Origin of the sequence: Sphingobacterium sp. UBA2610 (genome assembly GCF_002339225.1) — a bacterium.
Lineage (GTDB): Bacteria > Bacteroidota > Bacteroidia > Sphingobacteriales > Sphingobacteriaceae > Sphingobacterium > Sphingobacterium multivorum.
On the sequence record NZ_DDKA01000008.1, the window covers coordinates 74,158 to 89,938 of the forward strand.

Annotated in this window: 16 protein-coding genes and 3 tRNA genes; 7 read left to right on the forward strand and 12 right to left on the reverse strand. The window is 41.8% G+C overall.

Going from position 1 to position 15,781, the window contains the following annotated elements:
* Positions 1-30 precede the first annotated feature (30 nt).
* From B4Z47_RS05620 to B4Z47_RS05630, 3 genes are all read left to right on the forward strand, one after another.
* Positions 31-537 carry a helix-turn-helix domain-containing protein gene (locus B4Z47_RS05620; RefSeq protein WP_112376341.1) on the forward strand — a complete coding sequence of 169 codons (507 nt, stop codon included), beginning with the start codon at positions 31-33 and terminating at the stop codon, positions 535-537.
* A gap of 363 nt (positions 538-900) precedes the next feature.
* The gene (locus tag B4Z47_RS05625) at positions 901-1,104 is read left to right on the forward strand and encodes a cyclic nucleotide-binding domain-containing protein (protein WP_236586045.1); all 204 of its coding nucleotides are present in this window, start codon (positions 901-903) and stop codon (positions 1,102-1,104) included.
* A 131-nt stretch (positions 1,105-1,235) separates the two neighbouring features.
* The gene (locus B4Z47_RS05630) at positions 1,236-1,475 is read left to right on the forward strand and encodes a hypothetical protein (RefSeq protein WP_239468852.1); all 240 of its coding nucleotides are present in this window, start codon (positions 1,236-1,238) and stop codon (positions 1,473-1,475) included.
* A gap of 40 nt (positions 1,476-1,515) precedes the next feature.
* Here B4Z47_RS05630 and B4Z47_RS05635 read toward each other — a convergent pair whose 3' ends face one another.
* The 12 genes from B4Z47_RS05635 to pfkA all read right to left on the reverse strand — a co-directional run bounded on the left by B4Z47_RS05635 (position 1,516) and on the right by pfkA (position 11,569).
* Positions 1,516-4,041, reverse strand: a complete 2,526-nt coding sequence (locus tag B4Z47_RS05635) for a GAF domain-containing protein (RefSeq protein ID WP_286727015.1) — start codon at positions 4,039-4,041, stop codon at positions 1,516-1,518.
* Positions 4,042-4,642: 601 nt separating this feature from the next.
* Positions 4,643-5,551, reverse strand: coding sequence for an SMP-30/gluconolactonase/LRE family protein (locus B4Z47_RS05640; protein WP_204991107.1), 909 nt, complete (start codon positions 5,549-5,551; stop codon positions 4,643-4,645).
* A gap of 45 nt (positions 5,552-5,596) precedes the next feature.
* Positions 5,597-6,670: an ACR3 family arsenite efflux transporter gene (arsB, locus tag B4Z47_RS05645; RefSeq protein WP_204991108.1), complete on the reverse strand. Its 1,074-nt coding sequence runs from the start codon at positions 6,668-6,670 to the stop codon at positions 5,597-5,599.
* 22 nt (positions 6,671-6,692) lie between these two features.
* Positions 6,693-7,112, reverse strand: coding sequence for an arsenate reductase ArsC (locus B4Z47_RS05650; RefSeq protein WP_201639151.1), 420 nt, complete (start codon positions 7,110-7,112; stop codon positions 6,693-6,695).
* 80 nt (positions 7,113-7,192) lie between these two features.
* On the reverse strand, positions 7,193-7,696 hold the full coding sequence (locus B4Z47_RS05655; RefSeq protein WP_286727018.1) for a DUF6428 family protein: 504 nt from the start codon (positions 7,694-7,696) through the stop codon (positions 7,193-7,195).
* Between the two features lie 39 nt (positions 7,697-7,735).
* Entirely contained in the window at positions 7,736-8,065 is a 330-nt protein-coding gene (locus B4Z47_RS05660; protein ID WP_112376344.1) for an ArsR/SmtB family transcription factor, read from the reverse strand.
* 190 nt (positions 8,066-8,255) lie between these two features.
* Positions 8,256-8,340, reverse strand: a tRNA-Leu gene (locus B4Z47_RS05665).
* A gap of 5 nt (positions 8,341-8,345) precedes the next feature.
* Positions 8,346-8,418 (reverse strand) — tRNA-Gly (locus B4Z47_RS05670).
* Positions 8,419-8,468: 50 nt separating this feature from the next.
* Positions 8,469-8,544 (reverse strand) — tRNA-Phe (locus tag B4Z47_RS05675).
* Between the two features lie 175 nt (positions 8,545-8,719).
* The gene (gene gap / locus B4Z47_RS05680) at positions 8,720-9,718 is read right to left on the reverse strand and encodes a type I glyceraldehyde-3-phosphate dehydrogenase (protein WP_070561154.1); all 999 of its coding nucleotides are present in this window, start codon (positions 9,716-9,718) and stop codon (positions 8,720-8,722) included.
* A 4-nt stretch (positions 9,719-9,722) separates the two neighbouring features.
* Positions 9,723-10,574 carry a hypothetical protein gene (locus B4Z47_RS05685; RefSeq protein WP_070561153.1) on the reverse strand — a complete coding sequence of 284 codons (852 nt, stop codon included), beginning with the start codon at positions 10,572-10,574 and terminating at the stop codon, positions 9,723-9,725.
* A gap of 17 nt (positions 10,575-10,591) precedes the next feature.
* Positions 10,592-11,569, reverse strand: a complete 978-nt coding sequence (gene pfkA / locus B4Z47_RS05690; protein WP_075994837.1) for a 6-phosphofructokinase — start codon at positions 11,567-11,569, stop codon at positions 10,592-10,594.
* A 185-nt stretch (positions 11,570-11,754) separates the two neighbouring features.
* Here pfkA and B4Z47_RS05695 point away from each other — a divergent pair, with 185 nt between their 5' ends.
* From B4Z47_RS05695 to B4Z47_RS05710, 4 genes are all read left to right on the forward strand, one after another.
* Positions 11,755-12,426, forward strand: coding sequence for an NUDIX hydrolase (locus B4Z47_RS05695; protein WP_075992906.1), 672 nt, complete (start codon positions 11,755-11,757; stop codon positions 12,424-12,426).
* Between the two features lie 254 nt (positions 12,427-12,680).
* Positions 12,681-13,280: a TetR/AcrR family transcriptional regulator gene (locus tag B4Z47_RS05700; protein ID WP_070561152.1), complete on the forward strand. Its 600-nt coding sequence runs from the start codon at positions 12,681-12,683 to the stop codon at positions 13,278-13,280.
* Positions 13,281-13,308: 28 nt separating this feature from the next.
* Complete coding sequence (locus B4Z47_RS05705) at positions 13,309-14,652, forward strand: TolC family protein (protein WP_112376346.1); 1,344 nt, start codon at positions 13,309-13,311, stop codon at positions 14,650-14,652.
* A gap of 14 nt (positions 14,653-14,666) precedes the next feature.
* Positions 14,667-15,722, forward strand: a complete 1,056-nt coding sequence (locus tag B4Z47_RS05710) for an efflux RND transporter periplasmic adaptor subunit (protein WP_070561150.1) — start codon at positions 14,667-14,669, stop codon at positions 15,720-15,722.
* Positions 15,723-15,781 lie beyond the last annotated feature (59 nt).

Consider the following 15,781-nt stretch of genomic DNA (forward strand, 5'->3'; position numbering starts at 1 on the left):
AGTGGCTGATGGATTCAAATTTTCAAATTTATGGCAAATATGGGAAATCAGGCCTATTTTGATACGGCTATTATTGAACGCATAAAAATGGCGCGGGTACAGGGACCGGAAATATTGGATCTGGTCGCTCATCACTGTGTCGAGTCAATTTTGCTTGAAGGGCATTACAGGCTCTCTCTTCAGGGGATCCTATCAAAGCTGTGCAGTTCATCGGAACAGATCGTCTTTAATAGCTTTAACATTCTGGTATACAAGTATTATCGTGAAAGTACGTCCGTCAGTTTTTATGCTAATAAATTAAAACTTACAAGTAGAAGGCTTTCCGAGCTCTGCGCAGCGAATAGCGGGAAATCTGCAAAAGCATTCATTTCTGGAATTGTAGTCCGGGAGGCTATCCGCTTGATCAGACATTCGAATCTATCCATTTCGCAGATTTCTTTCGAAATAGGTTTTAGTAATGTCGCAAATTTCAGAAGTTTCATCAAGAAACATACCGGCAAACAGCCCCATTTGCACCGTAACGAAAGAGATAATTAATTTTGGATAACGTATATCATTTGCGGTCTAAAGGCAGGGATGAGTATAAACCAGACAGACCGGTGAGGGCAAGCAACCGCAAACCCTAAATGGCATTTCGCAAAGACTATTTTTTCAATGACGCAGCCCCCGGGCTGCTTCATAAAAGGCTCTCGCAAAGCGTGACTTTGCTTTTTCAAATCCTGATTCAAATCAAGTATTTATTTCAATAAATTGATATTTGTTTACTAATTTTATTAGTATGTCAATCGCTTTTAGTATATTTGTTTAGTCAACGAAACGTTTCCCCGGATGCAATATCACGCTCAAAGCATGAGGAATGTACATAGCGCAAGGGTGAGGGGCACGAATAAAATAGATACAATGCACGCAAAGTTTATTCAGCTTATCAAACAACACTGCCAGTTATCGGAGGCAGAAATTGATCTGTGTAAGAACTATATGGAGCCAGTGCGCTATGCCAAACATCAGATCATCGAAGAGGAGGGAAAAGTACCGGCTTACCTCTATTTCGTTGTATCGGGCTTTGTACGTCTTTTCATTATAACGATAAAGGCGACGAACTGACGACACATATCAACTGTCCCCCGGGATTTATATGCTCTTACCAGAATTTTAGCAATCAGACGCGTTCCGAAGAAAACCTGGAAAGCATCACCGACTGCGAACTGCTGCGTATCACTAAAGCAAACCTCGATATGCTAACTGCACCATCGCCTGCATTTAAAGACTTTAGTGTGTATGTGTTTCAGCAAGCCTTGAGTTATAATGAGAAGAGATCGAAAGAGCTAGCCACGCTTACGGCCGAAAAACGCTACCTCAAGCTCATGGCCGAACAGCCAGATCTGCTGCACAACGTACCCATGCAATATATCGCATCGTTCCTCGGCATGAACCCCAAAAGTTTGAGCTGTATCCGCAAACAGATCATTAGATGATACTCTTCTTGGCCTACCTGATGGAACACCAGGAATTACTTTAGTGCAAATCTTGAAAATAGAATCCCACACGGATCGCTTTCAGGCCAACCAGTCCCTGCAGACCTTCCACCTCAAACTGCTCGATATTTTCGTCGAGTAATCCTTTGTGCTGTAGTAGGTTGATGTATCCCATATATTCTGTTTCTTCATGTACATTGGAGTAGACAACAACCAGTTTGCCTTTTTGTGTGATGCGCTCCGTCGAGCCCTTGATCTTGGCTTTATCAATGCGTTTCTTGGCAATCTCGTAGCGTACATTATAGGATCCATCGATATCAAACTGCTTCTCGTCCATGCGAAAGCGGATGGAAATGGGGGTGGCAAAGACCAGTACCAATGAGGTCACTTCCAGCTGATGCGGAAGGGCGGGCTGGAGCTGCCTAAACTCGCGTTCCATCGCGCACATCACCTGCAGCTGCCACAGCCGTAAATTGCGTAGGTAGTAGAGCTCAAAATTCCGACCGGGAGCGATGGAGGCCCCGATATACATGTTGTGCTCGATACCGTCTGTCTTGTAGCGCTCGTAGTAATGTGGAAAGTATTCTTGGGCTTCCACCTGCTTTTCGTCGAGGATGGCCACCAGCTTTTTATTGATCAGCGTGATGGAGTTGTCATAATCCTGTCGGGCCTCATAAAAACCGCCGATAGAGAGGTTGATTCGCTCAAAATAGCGGTCGATGGCTTCGGTGGCGACGCTATTTTTGTTGTTTTTCCTGAAATTTTCTAGAATAGGGTGAATATCCTGGTTAAAATAATCGAGCATAAGCTGTTCCGTATCGGTCAGCAGCGCTTGCTGCAGCGTAGTCAGGTTTCTTTCCAGATCGAAGACCTTTTGCTCAAAGAGCGGTAATCGCTGCGTTTGGTTGATCGCCGTGAACAATGCGATCAGTTCCTTGCTCTGATTGATGAGGTCCTGACGGATGGCCTGATTGCGGGATTCTGAGGAGCCCTGTACGTCGATCTGCCCATAGAGCGGATAAACATGGTCAAAGACGATTTCCTGCAGGGCATAGTCTTTTCCAAAGGCGCGGTCGTTGAGGAAATGGATGGCTTCCTCCTGAAACCGCCATTTGACACTAGGGTGTATGGCGGTATATTCCTTTTGGATCACCGCTTCGACCTGATTTTCAGTTTCGGCAAATGCTTTCGAGACTTTATCTTTGATAAAGGGTAAAATGAAGTTGAGCTTGTTGGCATTGACCGAATTGAGCTCCCGCACTTTGGATGAGGACATTTCCAGTAAGCCCAGCACTTTGTCGCCTTCGACGAGGGGAACAAAAATAAAGCTCTTCACCTGTTGCTGCTTGAGCTTGTTGATAAAATAGGCCTGCTTTGGATCACCCAGCGGCAGCTTGTCAATATCCGGTACAACAAAATATTCGTCCTTGGTGAGCAGGTTTTCCAAGGTCTCGCTGCAGAGCATGTTTTCACATTCCTCGATCGTCGAGTCGTAAAGCAGATGACTGTACAGCTGTTTTTCGACAATCCGTAAGTTGTACTCGTTCCTGACCTTTTCAAAGGAGGTCAATCCGATGCGCAGATCATTTATTTTATAAATCGACCGGAAAATGCTTTCTATTTCTGCCAGCTGGACAGCGCTTTTTTCGCGCAGCAGATTGCTCTTGAAGCTGGATACCGCATTTTCAATGGTCGCATCAAAAAGTGTCATAATGGAAAAGCCTTTCAGGATCCAGCTCTGCTCGGGGAATTTGGACTTCCATAGGGCAATATCCGAAAAGTTGTCGACCAGTTCGGTAATATCTTCAGCCGTAAGATCGAGTACCCGTTCTGTCGGAAGGACATCGATAAAATCGGCATTGAATAGGACGCGGTAATGATGGATGATATTGTCCTTGTCTGGAATATCCAAAAAGAGGGGGGCATCCATGGCATCCACCTTAAAGCCATAATACTGGCTGATGATAACGCAGCAATTGAGAATGTAATAGGTATCGGGCGAGATATCACGAAGGCTAAATTCATAGTGATCGCCGGCATCCGCTAATATTTTTTCCAGTCTTGCGGTATGGTTGAACGTATAGAGATGGAAGGGAATGGTAATGGCCTTGATCTCATTATGTGTCAGTGAGCTCGGGAACAGGTCGGCCAGCAGAACTTTGATAATAGGCTCATAGCGCAGCAGGTCTTCTGCTTTTTCGACCCCATCGATAAGTTCGGGGTATTTGCTGATTTCTTCCAGCAGCGATCGGGCATAGCTGGCCTGAAAGCCAACCGGCGATAGGGCCGCTGCTTCAAAGGATGGTATAATCTTATGAAAAGCGATCAGGGTTTTAAACGGACTGGAATCAAAGGCGAAGTTAAACTGCATAATGGTTGTTCCCGAATAAATTAGATTATTGCTGGAAGATGTACAAAAATATAAAATAATCGGCGAAAAGAAAACCCAAAGCGGCTGGATAAAAACACTGCAATGACATTGACGCCATTGAACTGTGTTTCCAAATAATGTTGTATGCTTCGAAAACTGCAGTGTAAGAACATGAACGAACCGATGCGGTTTCAAATATTTTTGTAATGCGTATTACTTACCATTGAATTTAATGGTAGAGGATCTGTAAATAGGGATTGTCATTTTTTCACCTGTTGCGCGAAATGCCGTGAGAAAATTATAGCTTTCATTTTTTTTCAGGTCTTTGGCAAAATCTTCAAAAAAAAGATTAATCCCCCCGCCTGTATCGAAGATAAAGTTTCCTTTCTTTCCTTCGATTTCAGCTTCTACTACAATATGACCGGGGGTAATAGTTGTAATGGAAGGCTTTGGCCCAAGGTGGTAAATGGTAGGATTATGATGGCGATTACGCTTAAGTAAAATTGCCTCGTTAATACGGTTTTATACATGTCGGAGTGATTTTAGATTTAAAGATGAAATGGTCATTTTTAATCGCTTTTGCCAGAATAGCTAAGCGAATCTTTATTTCAATATAAAGATAAATAAAATTGCTTATAGTTTCATCATCTACCTTTAAAACTGGACTGTTACTTATCAGGTGATAAAGACAGCTGTCGACACACTTTCAATTTCTATCAGCATCAGCTCAAAAATTCCAGCTTGTTCAATACGGTCGGAACACGAGACAAGAAAATGTTTTTTTCTTTCGTTGGTATTAATCCACTCCCCGGGTATACATGGCGATCCTATAGATGGCTGTTGAAGCAGTGATAAATAGATCCGTACGATCTTTACCTCCAAAACAGACATTGGATGTCCATGGTTCATTTACTTCAATATGGCCAATCAGCAGGCCCGTCGGACTATAAATAAAAACGCCTTTGCCTGTCAGATAAATATTTCCGTAATGGTCCAATGTCATCCCGTCAGATCCCTGATCGATAAGCGCTGTCTGTCCGCTGAGCTTGCCGTCAGATTTAATGGTATACCTGTACGTTTTATTCCGTTCGATATCTGCGACATAGAGGTATCTTCCATCGGGCGAGCCGACAATGCCGTTCGGTTTGCTGACATCATCAGCTACTACGATGGGTTTTTTCGCTTTTCCTGGCGGAAGGTAGTAGACTTTCTGCCCCGCTATTTCTGGCTTTTTCCGGGGCCAATAATCGCGCAGATAAAAGGGGTCTGTAAAGTAGATGCCACCTTTCTTGTCTGCCCAAAGATCATTTGGACCATTCAGTTTCTTTCCATCGATAGCGGTCAGCAGGACGGTAACCTGACCATCTTTGCTGATTGACCAGATTTCGTTCTTTTCGTCGGCACAGGCAAGGAGCTGACCCTGATGGTTAAAGTAAAGTCCATTTGCGCGGCCTGCAGAATCTTTAAAAAGCGCAAGTTGCCCTTTGGTGCTATATTTCCAGATTTTGTTATTGGGCTGGTCGGTAAAATAGATGTCTCCGGTCTTGTCCACTGCCGGCCCTTCGGTAAAGGCAAACTGTCGGGCTATTAATTTTAGGCTGTCCTGATGAAACAACTGTGCGCTGAGATCTAAGCCATTTAAGGAGAAGAGTACGGACAGCAAGAGTGTAGGCCAGTGCCTGCGAGAATGAGCTGAATGGAACATATCAACTAATTTATCAATTTTCCGGCAATAAATAATTTTCTTGGGCTATATCACCTGGCCTTTATAATATTTCTTTCTTAACCAAAAAGCTACATTGACCAAGGCAATCAATGCGGGCACTTCCACGAGTGGACCGATAACACCGGCAAATGCCTGGCCACTGTTGATGCCGAAGACGCCAATAGCAACAGCAATAGCCAACTCAAAATTATTACCAGAAGCTGTAAAGGAAATGGCTGCATTTTTGGAATAATCTGCGCCCATTCGTTTACCGATAAAAAAGCTCACCAGGAACATAATGGCAAAATAGATCACCAAAGGACCCCCAATTCTGACAACGTCCATAGGAATCTGAACGATCAGTTCACCTTTCAGGCTGAACATGACTACAATTGTAAATAATAACGCGATTAAGGTGATGGGAGAGATCATGGGTACAAATTTGCTTTGGAACCATTCTTCTCCTTTTAACTTAATCAGGCTATAACGGCTGATTATGCCCATTGCAAAGGGAATACCCAAATAAATTCCGACACTTTCCGCAATCTGACCGATCGAAATATTAACATCAAGACCTTTCATGCCAAATACTGGAGGCAGAACAGTGATAAAGATATAAGCGTAGACGCTGTACAATACAACCTGAAAAATGCTATTGAGGGCGATAAGTCCAGCAGCGTATTCGCGGTTTCCTTCTGCCAGCTCATTCCATACAACGACCATTGCAATGCAGCGAGCTAGCCCGATAAGAATAAGGCCGATCATATATTCGGGGTAGTCCCGAAGAAATACAATAGCCAGGATAAACATTAAAATAGGCCCTATGATCCAGTTCAGGAGCAGGGAAGCCCCCAGTATCTTTGTGTCCTTAAATACGTTGCCCATATTTTCATATTTCACTTTGGCAAGTGGTGGATACATCATCAGGATCAGGCCAATGGCAAGTGGAATATTGGTGATACCGCTTGAGAAAGAATTGATAAAATCAGACGAAGACGGGAAAAGGAATCCAATAGATACTCCGACTGCCATCGCCAGGAAAATCCATAAGGTAAGGTATCGGTCGAGGAAACTCAATTTTTTCCTTTCATGTGCTGGGGCGCAGTTGTTGGCTGACATATTTTTTTGTTAGTGGGTATGTTTATTTATCGAGATTTTCCGCTACAAATTCAGCACTGTATGTTTTGATAAGATCACGTACCCTTCTGAATTCATTCATAACTTCTTCCTCCGTTCCGGTGGCTTTTGCCGGGTCTGGGAAATTGTAATGTAGCTTTTTAGCCCTTGAAGGAAAATATGGACAACTCTCTTTGGCATTATCACAGACCGTAATTACATGGTCAAAGTCTATTGCCGCATACTCATTGACATGATTAGAGGTGTGGGATGAGATATCAATGTCGGCTTCAGCCATAACCTGAATGGCTTTAGGGTTAACGCCATGCGTTTCTATGCCGGCGCTATAAACCTCGGCTCGGCTACCTGCGAAATGTCTTAAAAATCCTTCTGCAATTTGGCTGCGGCAACTGTTGCCGGTGCAGAGTACCAATATTTTTTCCATTTTTTAATGTCTTGATTAGCAGCAGCCGCCACCAGGTTTACAAACGGGGCCATCAGCAGCCAGATTAACCATTTCCAGCTTTACAGGTTCGGCTTTAGCAACGGGTGCGCAGCATTCTTCTCCATCTGAAGTGGTGCCACAGCTTCCCCCGCGTTAATGGCTTTGCACTGGGTATAATCTGGAGTAAGGTTAACGATTAAATCTTGTCCGGATACGGTAAAATTACCCGGATACATTTGGCGTGTATCGAACTGCGAGTTGCCAAATTCAATTTTTACAATAGCATTGGGATTAAGCGGTAATTTCTTTTCAACGATATCCACGATAGACATCGCTTTACTTGCTTGCATTGCACGGCCTTCTTCTGTTTCCCTTGGTTCCCATAGTTGGACAATGATTTCAGTCCAGGAGTTCATTACGCCACCACAATCGACGGATATGATCGGAGCCTGTTTGATTTCTGTGATATGGTAGGAGGGATCTACCCATTTACCTGCTGCATATTCAAATTGTAAAATTTGATTCGGGTTTTGCTGGAGCTGCGTTTTAAACGTTTCCCAGTTGATAAATTCGGAGTTGTTCATGCTATATTGCAATTTAACGATTAATTGATGTAAATTTTTTTAGCAACAGTTTGTGTTCTCTTTATAAGAGTCAAAGAAAGCTGCCAGGTTTGTTTTCAATAATTTCCAGGCTTTCGGTTCAATGCAATAGCATACCCGTACACCCTCAATGGTGCCCTGGATAATACCCGCATTCTTCAATTCTTTAAGGTGCTGGGAAATTGTTGGCTGTGCCAATCCTAGTTCCTCAACCAGATCACCACAGATACACGAATTTGCATGGATGATGGATTGAAGGATCGCAATACGGGCAGGATGGCCCAACGCTTTGAGCATTGTGGCGAGCTGATTCTGCTCTTCTGTGAATATTTCTGTCTTAGTAAGTCCCATAATATTATTGCAATATTACGATTAATTTTTCTAAAATCCCAAATTGTAAACATAAAAATTATGCTACGATGATATTAATCGAAGTATTGCGCTCAAATCGAACTCGAAATGGCCTAATATCAACTTTTGGAGCAAAGGGTTATATTGGTGTAAAAAAAAAGAGACAACCGATACTCGGCGTCTCTTTTTGTACCTAGGGCGGGAATCGAACCCGCACTCCCTTAACGGGAACAGGATTTTAAGTCCTGCGTGTCTACCAGTTCCACCACCTAGGCAGGTGAGCGAAAAACGAGATTCGAACTCGCGACCCCAACCTTGGCAAGGTTGTGCTCTACCAGCTGAGCTATTTTCGCATTGGAATTATTATTCTTTCAATCTGTCAGAACCTTGCGTTCTTCCCTTTTGGTGGTGCCAGCTGGATTCGAACCAGCGACACAAGGATTTTCAGTCCTTTGCTCTACCAACTGAGCTATGGCACCTTTTCAATTGAGCTGTCTGCCTTATTGATGATGCAAATATAGACGGATTATTTGAATTACGAAAGCTAAAAGCGCTTTTTTTTGCGTTTAAACGCCAACCTGCTGATTTTTAAGGAAAAAAAATAAGGGGCTATTCGTGTAGAATAGCCCCTCTATAGGATATTGGTCGAGTTGATTAAGACAATTTACCAACTTCTAATACCAAGTCAACGATTTTGTTTGAATATCCCCATTCGTTGTCATACCAAGAGACAACTTTAACGAAGTTATCATTCAATGAAATTCCTGCTTTTGCATCGAAGATTGATGTACGTGCATCACCTAAGAAATCTGAAGAAACAACTTCGTCTTCAGTATAACCTAAGATACCTTTCAATTCGCCTTCAGAAGCTTCTTTCATTGCAGTTTTGATTTCTTCGTATGAAGCACCTTTGTTCAAACGTACTGTTAAGTCAACAACTGAAACGTCTGCTGTAGGAACGCGTAATGACATACCGGTCAATTTACCTTTCAATTCTGGAAGAACCAAACCTACTGCTTTAGCAGCACCTGTAGATGAAGGGATGATGTTTTGGTATGCACCACGACCACCTCTCCAGTCTTTTACTGAAGGACCGTCTACAGTTTTTTGTGTTGCTGTAACCGCGTGTACTGTTGTCATCAAACCTTCAACGATACCAAATTTATCGTTTAATACTTTAGCGATAGGCGCTAAACAGTTTGTTGTACATGAAGCGTTTGAAACGATGTGTTGATCGGCTTTCAATTCTTTGTGGTTTACACCCATGACGAAAGTAGGGGTGTCGTCTTTCGCTGGAGCAGACATCACCACTTTTTTAGCACCTGCATCGATGTGTTTTTGAGCCAACTCTTGCGTCAAGAAGAAACCTGTAGATTCGATGATTACTTCAGCACCTACTTCATTCCATTTTAAGTTTGCCGGATCTTTCTCAGCTGTAACACGGATAGTTTTTCCGTTAACAACCAAGTTACCGTCTTTTACTTCTACAGAACCGTCAAATTTGCCATGTGTTGAATCATATTTCAACATATAAGCCATATAATCTGGTTCAACTAAGTCATTGATACCAACAATTTCAATTTCTGGACGATTGATAGCCGCTCTAAATGCTAAACGACCAATACGTCCAAATCCGTTAATTCCAATTTTCATATTCTTAATTTTTATTGATATAATATTTAATTAAATTATGTATCGGTTCTTTTACAACATTACCAATACTGATATTAAATTCGTCTGTGGCAACTTCCCGAAGCAAGTGCTCATAATTAAACGCTACTGAACCCGTAAAGTTTACGTCACTGTCCGGATATTCTTTCATTAAGGGCTTGATGTAGGTTTTTATAAACGTACGAAGCCCATTTTTAACCAATTGACTAATGAATAGATGATCTTTATTTTCGAGGACAAAGTCTGTAAATGAATTCAGAAAATTTGTCGGTTGTGGGGAAATATACACCCTTTCCAAAATGGTTTTCTTATCGATGTTAAATTCTCTTTCCAGTTTGTCCCGCAGATCAACAGGTAAGGTATCCGTCATGTAATGTTTGAGCAGCTGCTGGCTATTCCAGTTTGTCGCCCCCTCATCGGCCAGAATATAACCTAGACCATAATTGTTGTCAATGATTTTTTTCCCTGTATAGTAAGCTGCATTTGATCCACTGCCAATGATGCCAATAATTCCTCTTTCGTCGCCGAAAGTGGAAATTGCCGAAGCAATGACATCATGATCAACCCGTACGCGCGCATTGACGAAAAAACGTTCGAGGACGTTTTTTATTTTATCTTTACGTTCCTTCGAGGAAGATCCCGCTCCGAAAAAATAGATCCGTCTGATTTTTTCGGCATTGTTGATCAAATTGGTGTTTTTATGCAAATGCTGTAGTATGGAGCGCTCATCCTGAAGATAAGGATTGATCCCGTTCATGCGGAACCCCGTAGTGATCCGCCCCTTGTCGGCCAACCGCCAGTCTGAAAATCGAGATCCACTATATACTACTGCTATCATGTCTGTTCAAATTACGATTATAAAATCTCAGCCATTTCCAATAAATCAGGGCTAAGTTTAATTTCCTTATTGCTGATTGCTTCTTCAATTGGAGTTGTCTTGATTTCATTACCACGAAGCCCAACAGTAACTCGTGTGTTTCCGGCCAATAATTCATTGACCGCAGCAAAGCCCAATCTACTCGCAAGCACGCGGTCGAAACTCGTCGGAGAACCACCCCGTTGCAAATGCCCTAATATACTAACTTTCGTGTCGTAATGATCAAACTTTTCTTTTACTTTTTTTGCGACATAATAAGCACCACCATTTTGGTCGCCCTCTGCAACAATAACTATAGATGACGATTTCTTCTTAATGGCACCGTCTTCTAAATGACGGATTAGATCGTCAATGGCCGTTTCTTTCTCTGGAAGTAAAATGGCTTCGGCTCCGCCAGCAATACCGGCATTTAAGGCGATACAGCCTGAATCACGGCCCATCACTTCAACAAAGAAAAGACGTTCATGTGACGCCGCAGTATCTCTGATTTTATCAATCGCTTCGATGACAGTATTGTTGGCTGTATCGTAGCCGATAGTATAATCAGAACCGTAAAGGTCGTTGTCTATCGTACCCGGAATACCTATAATAGGTATTTCAAATTCTTTGGAGAAGAAGTTAGCACCTGTAAAGGTACCGTCACCACCAATGACCACCAAGGCATCTACACCGGCAGCGATCAGATTGTCATAGCCTTTTCGACGGCCTTCAGGCGTCTTAAACTCCATGCAACGCGCGGTTTTTAATATTGTACCACCACGTTGTATAATATTGCTGACCGAACGCGTATCCATTTCAATGAAATTTGCGTCGATCAAACCTTGGTATCCTTGATAAATACCCGTTACTTGCAATCCTTTATGTAATGCTGTTCGAACGACAGCACGAATACAGGCATTCATGCCAGGAGCATCACCTCCCGACGTCAATACACCTATTTTTTTAATTTCTTTTATCACACGCTATATTTTAGGTTTTACGAATATAAGATTTTTATAGTGTATATTCTACACTTTGAATAAATTTTTCAATATTTTTTTGCGCATCACGTTTAGGAAGCGTATAATTGTTACAGATAACCCGATGATTAGTAACCGCTAAATTTAGCTCAGTATATTGCACATAAATAAATTTAGAAGTTTTGTATAGTAATTTTACCGTTGACTGTGTCATATTAGGCTTTCACGAAGGAGAATTAAAAGTTCTTTTGGCCGAAAGAAATGAATATCCTTTTAAGGATTGGTGGGCATTGCCAGGTTTTTTCGTGGATAATGACGAAGAGATGGAAGATGCCGTAAAACGAATTTTGTATGAGAATACAGGTTTGAAAGATGTATTTATGGATCAGCTGCATTCCTTTGCCGGATTAAAACGGCATCCAAAGGGACGTATTCTGACGGTGGCGTATTACGCCCTCGTGCAGCTGGATAATACCAAATTGAAAACCAAACCTGTTACAAACTATATGAAGCAGGCAAAATGGTTCCCCGTTCGGAATGTACCTGAACTGGCCTTTGACCATAAGCAGATTTTGGACCTCTGTCTGGAGCGGTTGCAGCGCCGCCTCGCCTATAAGCCGATTGCTTTCGAGCTGCTGCCTGAAAAATTTACACTCACCCAGCTACAGCTGGTGTATGAGGGAATTTTGAATAAACCACTCGATAAACGCAATTTTAGAAAGAAAATGCAGAATTATGGCTTTCTAAAAGAGCTCGACGAAGTGCAGACTGGAGTAGCCTATCGTGCAGCAAGGCTCTATAAATTGGATAAACGAAAGTTTTTAAAACATTTTCAGAACACGGTCGCATTCTAATAGATCTGTTCGTATAATAAAAGGCAAACTTTCGAGTTTGCCTTTTTTTTTGAAAGTGTCTGATCTTATTGGCCAGAAAGAACCTTCAGTTTGCTTTCATTGCTGCTGGTGTCTGCGAAGTCATGAAGGTTTTGTTGTCAGGTTAATATCAAAATTATTACAATTTCAAAATTTATTTTGTCCAACATGTTACTTTTTATATTTTTGAACAATTTTTGATAAAAGTCAGAAAGTAGAAAGGAGTTTTTTGAAGAATGGAAGATAGAAAAGATCAAATCATTCATGCGGCGATAAGACGCTTTATGCATTACGGTTTTAGTAAGACTACGATGAATGAAATTGCGGAGGATATTAAAATTACCAAAGCGAATTTGTATTACTATTATTCGGAAAAGAATGCACTTATAAGGGATGTGATTGTGCGTTTGACGGATGAATATAGGGAAGAGGAGGAGAAGATGGTGGCTGTGCATGTGGGCACCACCTACGAGCTGATCATTAAAATTTTGGAACTGCGCGATGCATTTGTCCGGAAATACTATATGTTGCACATGAATGAAAATCTGGAATGGATCAAGGGACTTTCCATGCAGGATTTTTTCCAGTGCCTACACGACCGTGATGTGAAAGCCTTGTTTGAGATCCTTGAGATCGGTGCCGAAAAAGGTGAAATCGATGGGGAGCATCTCTATGAAACGGCCGAAATCTATGTGGAATTGATGAAGAGTTTATCCCTGATGTGCAATATCTCCGATATCATTTCAGGAATTCCAAATCAGGATCGTTTTGATGAAGTGCTGCAAAAGCAAAAGCTGGCTACCAAGCTTTTTTTTAATGGTATAAATAAAAAGTAGATATAAAATTAGGATAAATAAATTAGGAATGAAAACAATCAGAATACTAGCCAGCCTTTTATTAGGTACGATGGTTTTCCAGAGTCATGCACAGCAACAATTGAGCTTAAGTGATGCGATTAAATTTGCTTTGCAGAACAAGGCTGATGCGAAAAAGGCAGGTCTCGATGTCGTAAATGCCGAACATAAAATTGCGGAAGTTAAATCGGGTGCATTACCACAGGTCAATTTTAACGGTGGTATCACTTACAATCCAATGATTCAAAAGGTCGCTTTACCAGGAGAGCTTGTGGGCCAACCGGGAACCACAGTAATGGCTGCTTTTGGACAAAAATGGCAATCGACAAATTCGATAAGCTTAAATCAACAGCTATTTAATCAAACTGTATTTACTGGACTGAAAGCTGCCAAGACGACACGCGAATTTTATGTGATCAACAAAACATTGACCGATGAGCAATTGATCGAAAAGGTGGCCAATAGTTATTATGATGTTTATCAATCCAAATTGCAGTTAAAAACGGTTGACAATAACTTGGAAAGTACCACCAAAACTAGGGATGTCATCGAAGGACTTTTTAAGAATGGGTTAGCGAAGAAAATTGACCTTGACCGTACAAATGTAGCCGTTACAAATTTGAAAGCTTCTCGCCAGCAGCTGATTAATGCCGTTGAATTAAAAGAGAATGCACTAAAATTTGTCATTGGTATGCAGATGTCGGAGCAGATTGTTATGCCGGCGTCAACGTTTGAAACAGTTGCTCTGGATGCCATATATGACCCGCTTGATGTGTCCAGTAGAACGGAGATCCAGGTGCTCACTAAACAAAATGAATTACTAGAGTTGAACAAAAAAGCTGAAGCATCCAAATACTACCCCACTTTATCTTTGACTGCGAATTACGGTCGTCAGGGTTTGGGACCTGTTTTCCCAATCTTTTCGAAAGCTGAAGGTGTAAATTGGTCGGGATTTTCAGGAATTGGTCTTAATTTGACGGTTCCTATTTTCAATGGTTTCCTCACACGTTCTAAAGTTCGTCAGGCACAGATCGATATCGATAAGTTGCAGGTTGATATCGCGGATACAAAATTGGCACTGAATCTGGCAGCAGAAAACTCCAAGGTTCAGATTAAAAATTCTTTGTTAACAATTGAGTCAAACCGTAAGAACGTGGATTTGGCAAAATCAGTGCTGGAAGATACTAACAACAATTACAAAAATGGTCTGGCAACATTGACCGATCTTTTGGATGCGGAAAATGCCTATGCAGATGCCCAGAATAATTTAAATACCTCTTTGCTCGATTATAAAATTGCTGAAGTGCAGCTGATCAAAGCGAATGGAAATCTTAAATCACTAATTAAAGAATAATTGACTAATACAATATGAAACGCGGAATTATTACCTTACTTATTATTGCTGCTGGTCTAGCAGGAATATTTTTTGTGTTAAATAAAAATAAAAAGAAAAATGAGGCCGAAACTGCAGAGGTAGCAAAGAAAAATGTGGCTATTGCAGTGCGTATCGATACGGCAAAAGTATCTTCCATGGACTTACGTTATACGGCTAACGGAACATTTTCTCCGAAACAAGAAGTAACTGTTTCAGCTGAGACTGCAGGTAGAGTGGTGAAAGTATTGGTTGATGAAGGTTCTCATGTGAGCGCCGGACAGACTTTGGCGATCATCGAGGGCGATAAACTGAATGTGAACGTAGCGAATGCGCAGGCTGCATTTACCAATGCGCAGGCCGATCTGCATCGCTTTGAAAGTGCCTTCTCTACAGGTGGTGTAACCAAACAACAGTTAGACCAGGTGAAATTGCAATTTGAGAATGCGAAAAATAACTTAAAAGCGTCTAAATTGAATGCTGGCGATGTGACCATCAAAACTTCGGTATCGGGTATCGTCAATGCACGTAAAATCGAACCGGGCACTTACCTAAATGTGGGCGCTGCAGCCTTCGATATTGTCAATGTCGCCACCTTGAAATTGCGTGTCAATGTAGACGAAAAGAATGTGGCTACCTTAAGGATCGGTCAATCTGTTGATGTGACAGCGAGTGTATATGCAGACCAACGCTTTATAGGTAAAGTAACTTTTATTGCTCCTAAATCGGATGGTAGCTTAAACTTCCCGGTGGAAATCGAGGTAAATAATGCATCGAACCAATTGCGTGCTGGTATGTACGGTACAGCCATCTTCGGTGAAGGTGTTGCTAGCAATACGTTGATCGTACCTCGTAATGCCTTTGTGGGTAGTGTGAGCGACAACAAGATCTTTGTGCTGAAAAACGGTAAAGCCATCGAAACAAACGTCAAATCAGGTAGAAACTTTGGTGATTACATCGAGATCTTAGGTGGTTTGCAAAATGGGGATCAAGTGATTGTTTCGGGTCAGATCAATCTATTTGACCAAAGCCCTGTAGAGATTATTAAATAGAGCATACTGTAATCGGTAGCAGATGGAACCTCGGTTGCATAGCTATTAAAAATAAATTA

Excerpts from the sequence above, each read along its gene's own strand:
- B4Z47_RS05620 (WP_112376341.1), top strand. The coding sequence starts at position 31 with ATGGCAAATATGGGAAATCAGGCCTATTTTGATACGGCTATTATTGAA.
- B4Z47_RS05625 (WP_236586045.1), top strand. The coding sequence starts at position 901 with ATGCACGCAAAGTTTATTCAGCTTATCAAACAACACTGCCAGTTATCG.
- B4Z47_RS05630 (WP_239468852.1), top strand. The coding sequence starts at position 1,236 with ATGCTAACTGCACCATCGCCTGCATTTAAAGACTTTAGTGTGTATGTG.
- B4Z47_RS05640 (WP_204991107.1), bottom strand. The coding sequence starts at position 5,551 with ATGTTCCATTCAGCTCATTCTCGCAGGCACTGGCCTACACTCTTGCTG.
- arsB (WP_204991108.1), bottom strand. The coding sequence starts at position 6,670 with ATGTCAGCCAACAACTGCGCCCCAGCACATGAAAGGAAAAAATTGAGT.
- B4Z47_RS05650 (WP_201639151.1), bottom strand. The coding sequence starts at position 7,112 with ATGGAAAAAATATTGGTACTCTGCACCGGCAACAGTTGCCGCAGCCAA.
- B4Z47_RS05655 (WP_286727018.1), bottom strand. The coding sequence starts at position 7,696 with ATGAACAACTCCGAATTTATCAACTGGGAAACGTTTAAAACGCAGCTC.
- B4Z47_RS05660 (WP_112376344.1), bottom strand. The coding sequence starts at position 8,065 with ATGGGACTTACTAAGACAGAAATATTCACAGAAGAGCAGAATCAGCTC.
- gap (WP_070561154.1), bottom strand. The coding sequence starts at position 9,718 with ATGAAAATTGGAATTAACGGATTTGGACGTATTGGTCGTTTAGCATTT.
- B4Z47_RS05685 (WP_070561153.1), bottom strand. The coding sequence starts at position 10,574 with ATGATAGCAGTAGTATATAGTGGATCTCGATTTTCAGACTGGCGGTTG.
- B4Z47_RS05700 (WP_070561152.1), top strand. The coding sequence starts at position 12,681 with ATGGAAGATAGAAAAGATCAAATCATTCATGCGGCGATAAGACGCTTT.
- B4Z47_RS05705 (WP_112376346.1), top strand. The coding sequence starts at position 13,309 with ATGAAAACAATCAGAATACTAGCCAGCCTTTTATTAGGTACGATGGTT.
- B4Z47_RS05710 (WP_070561150.1), top strand. The coding sequence starts at position 14,667 with ATGAAACGCGGAATTATTACCTTACTTATTATTGCTGCTGGTCTAGCA.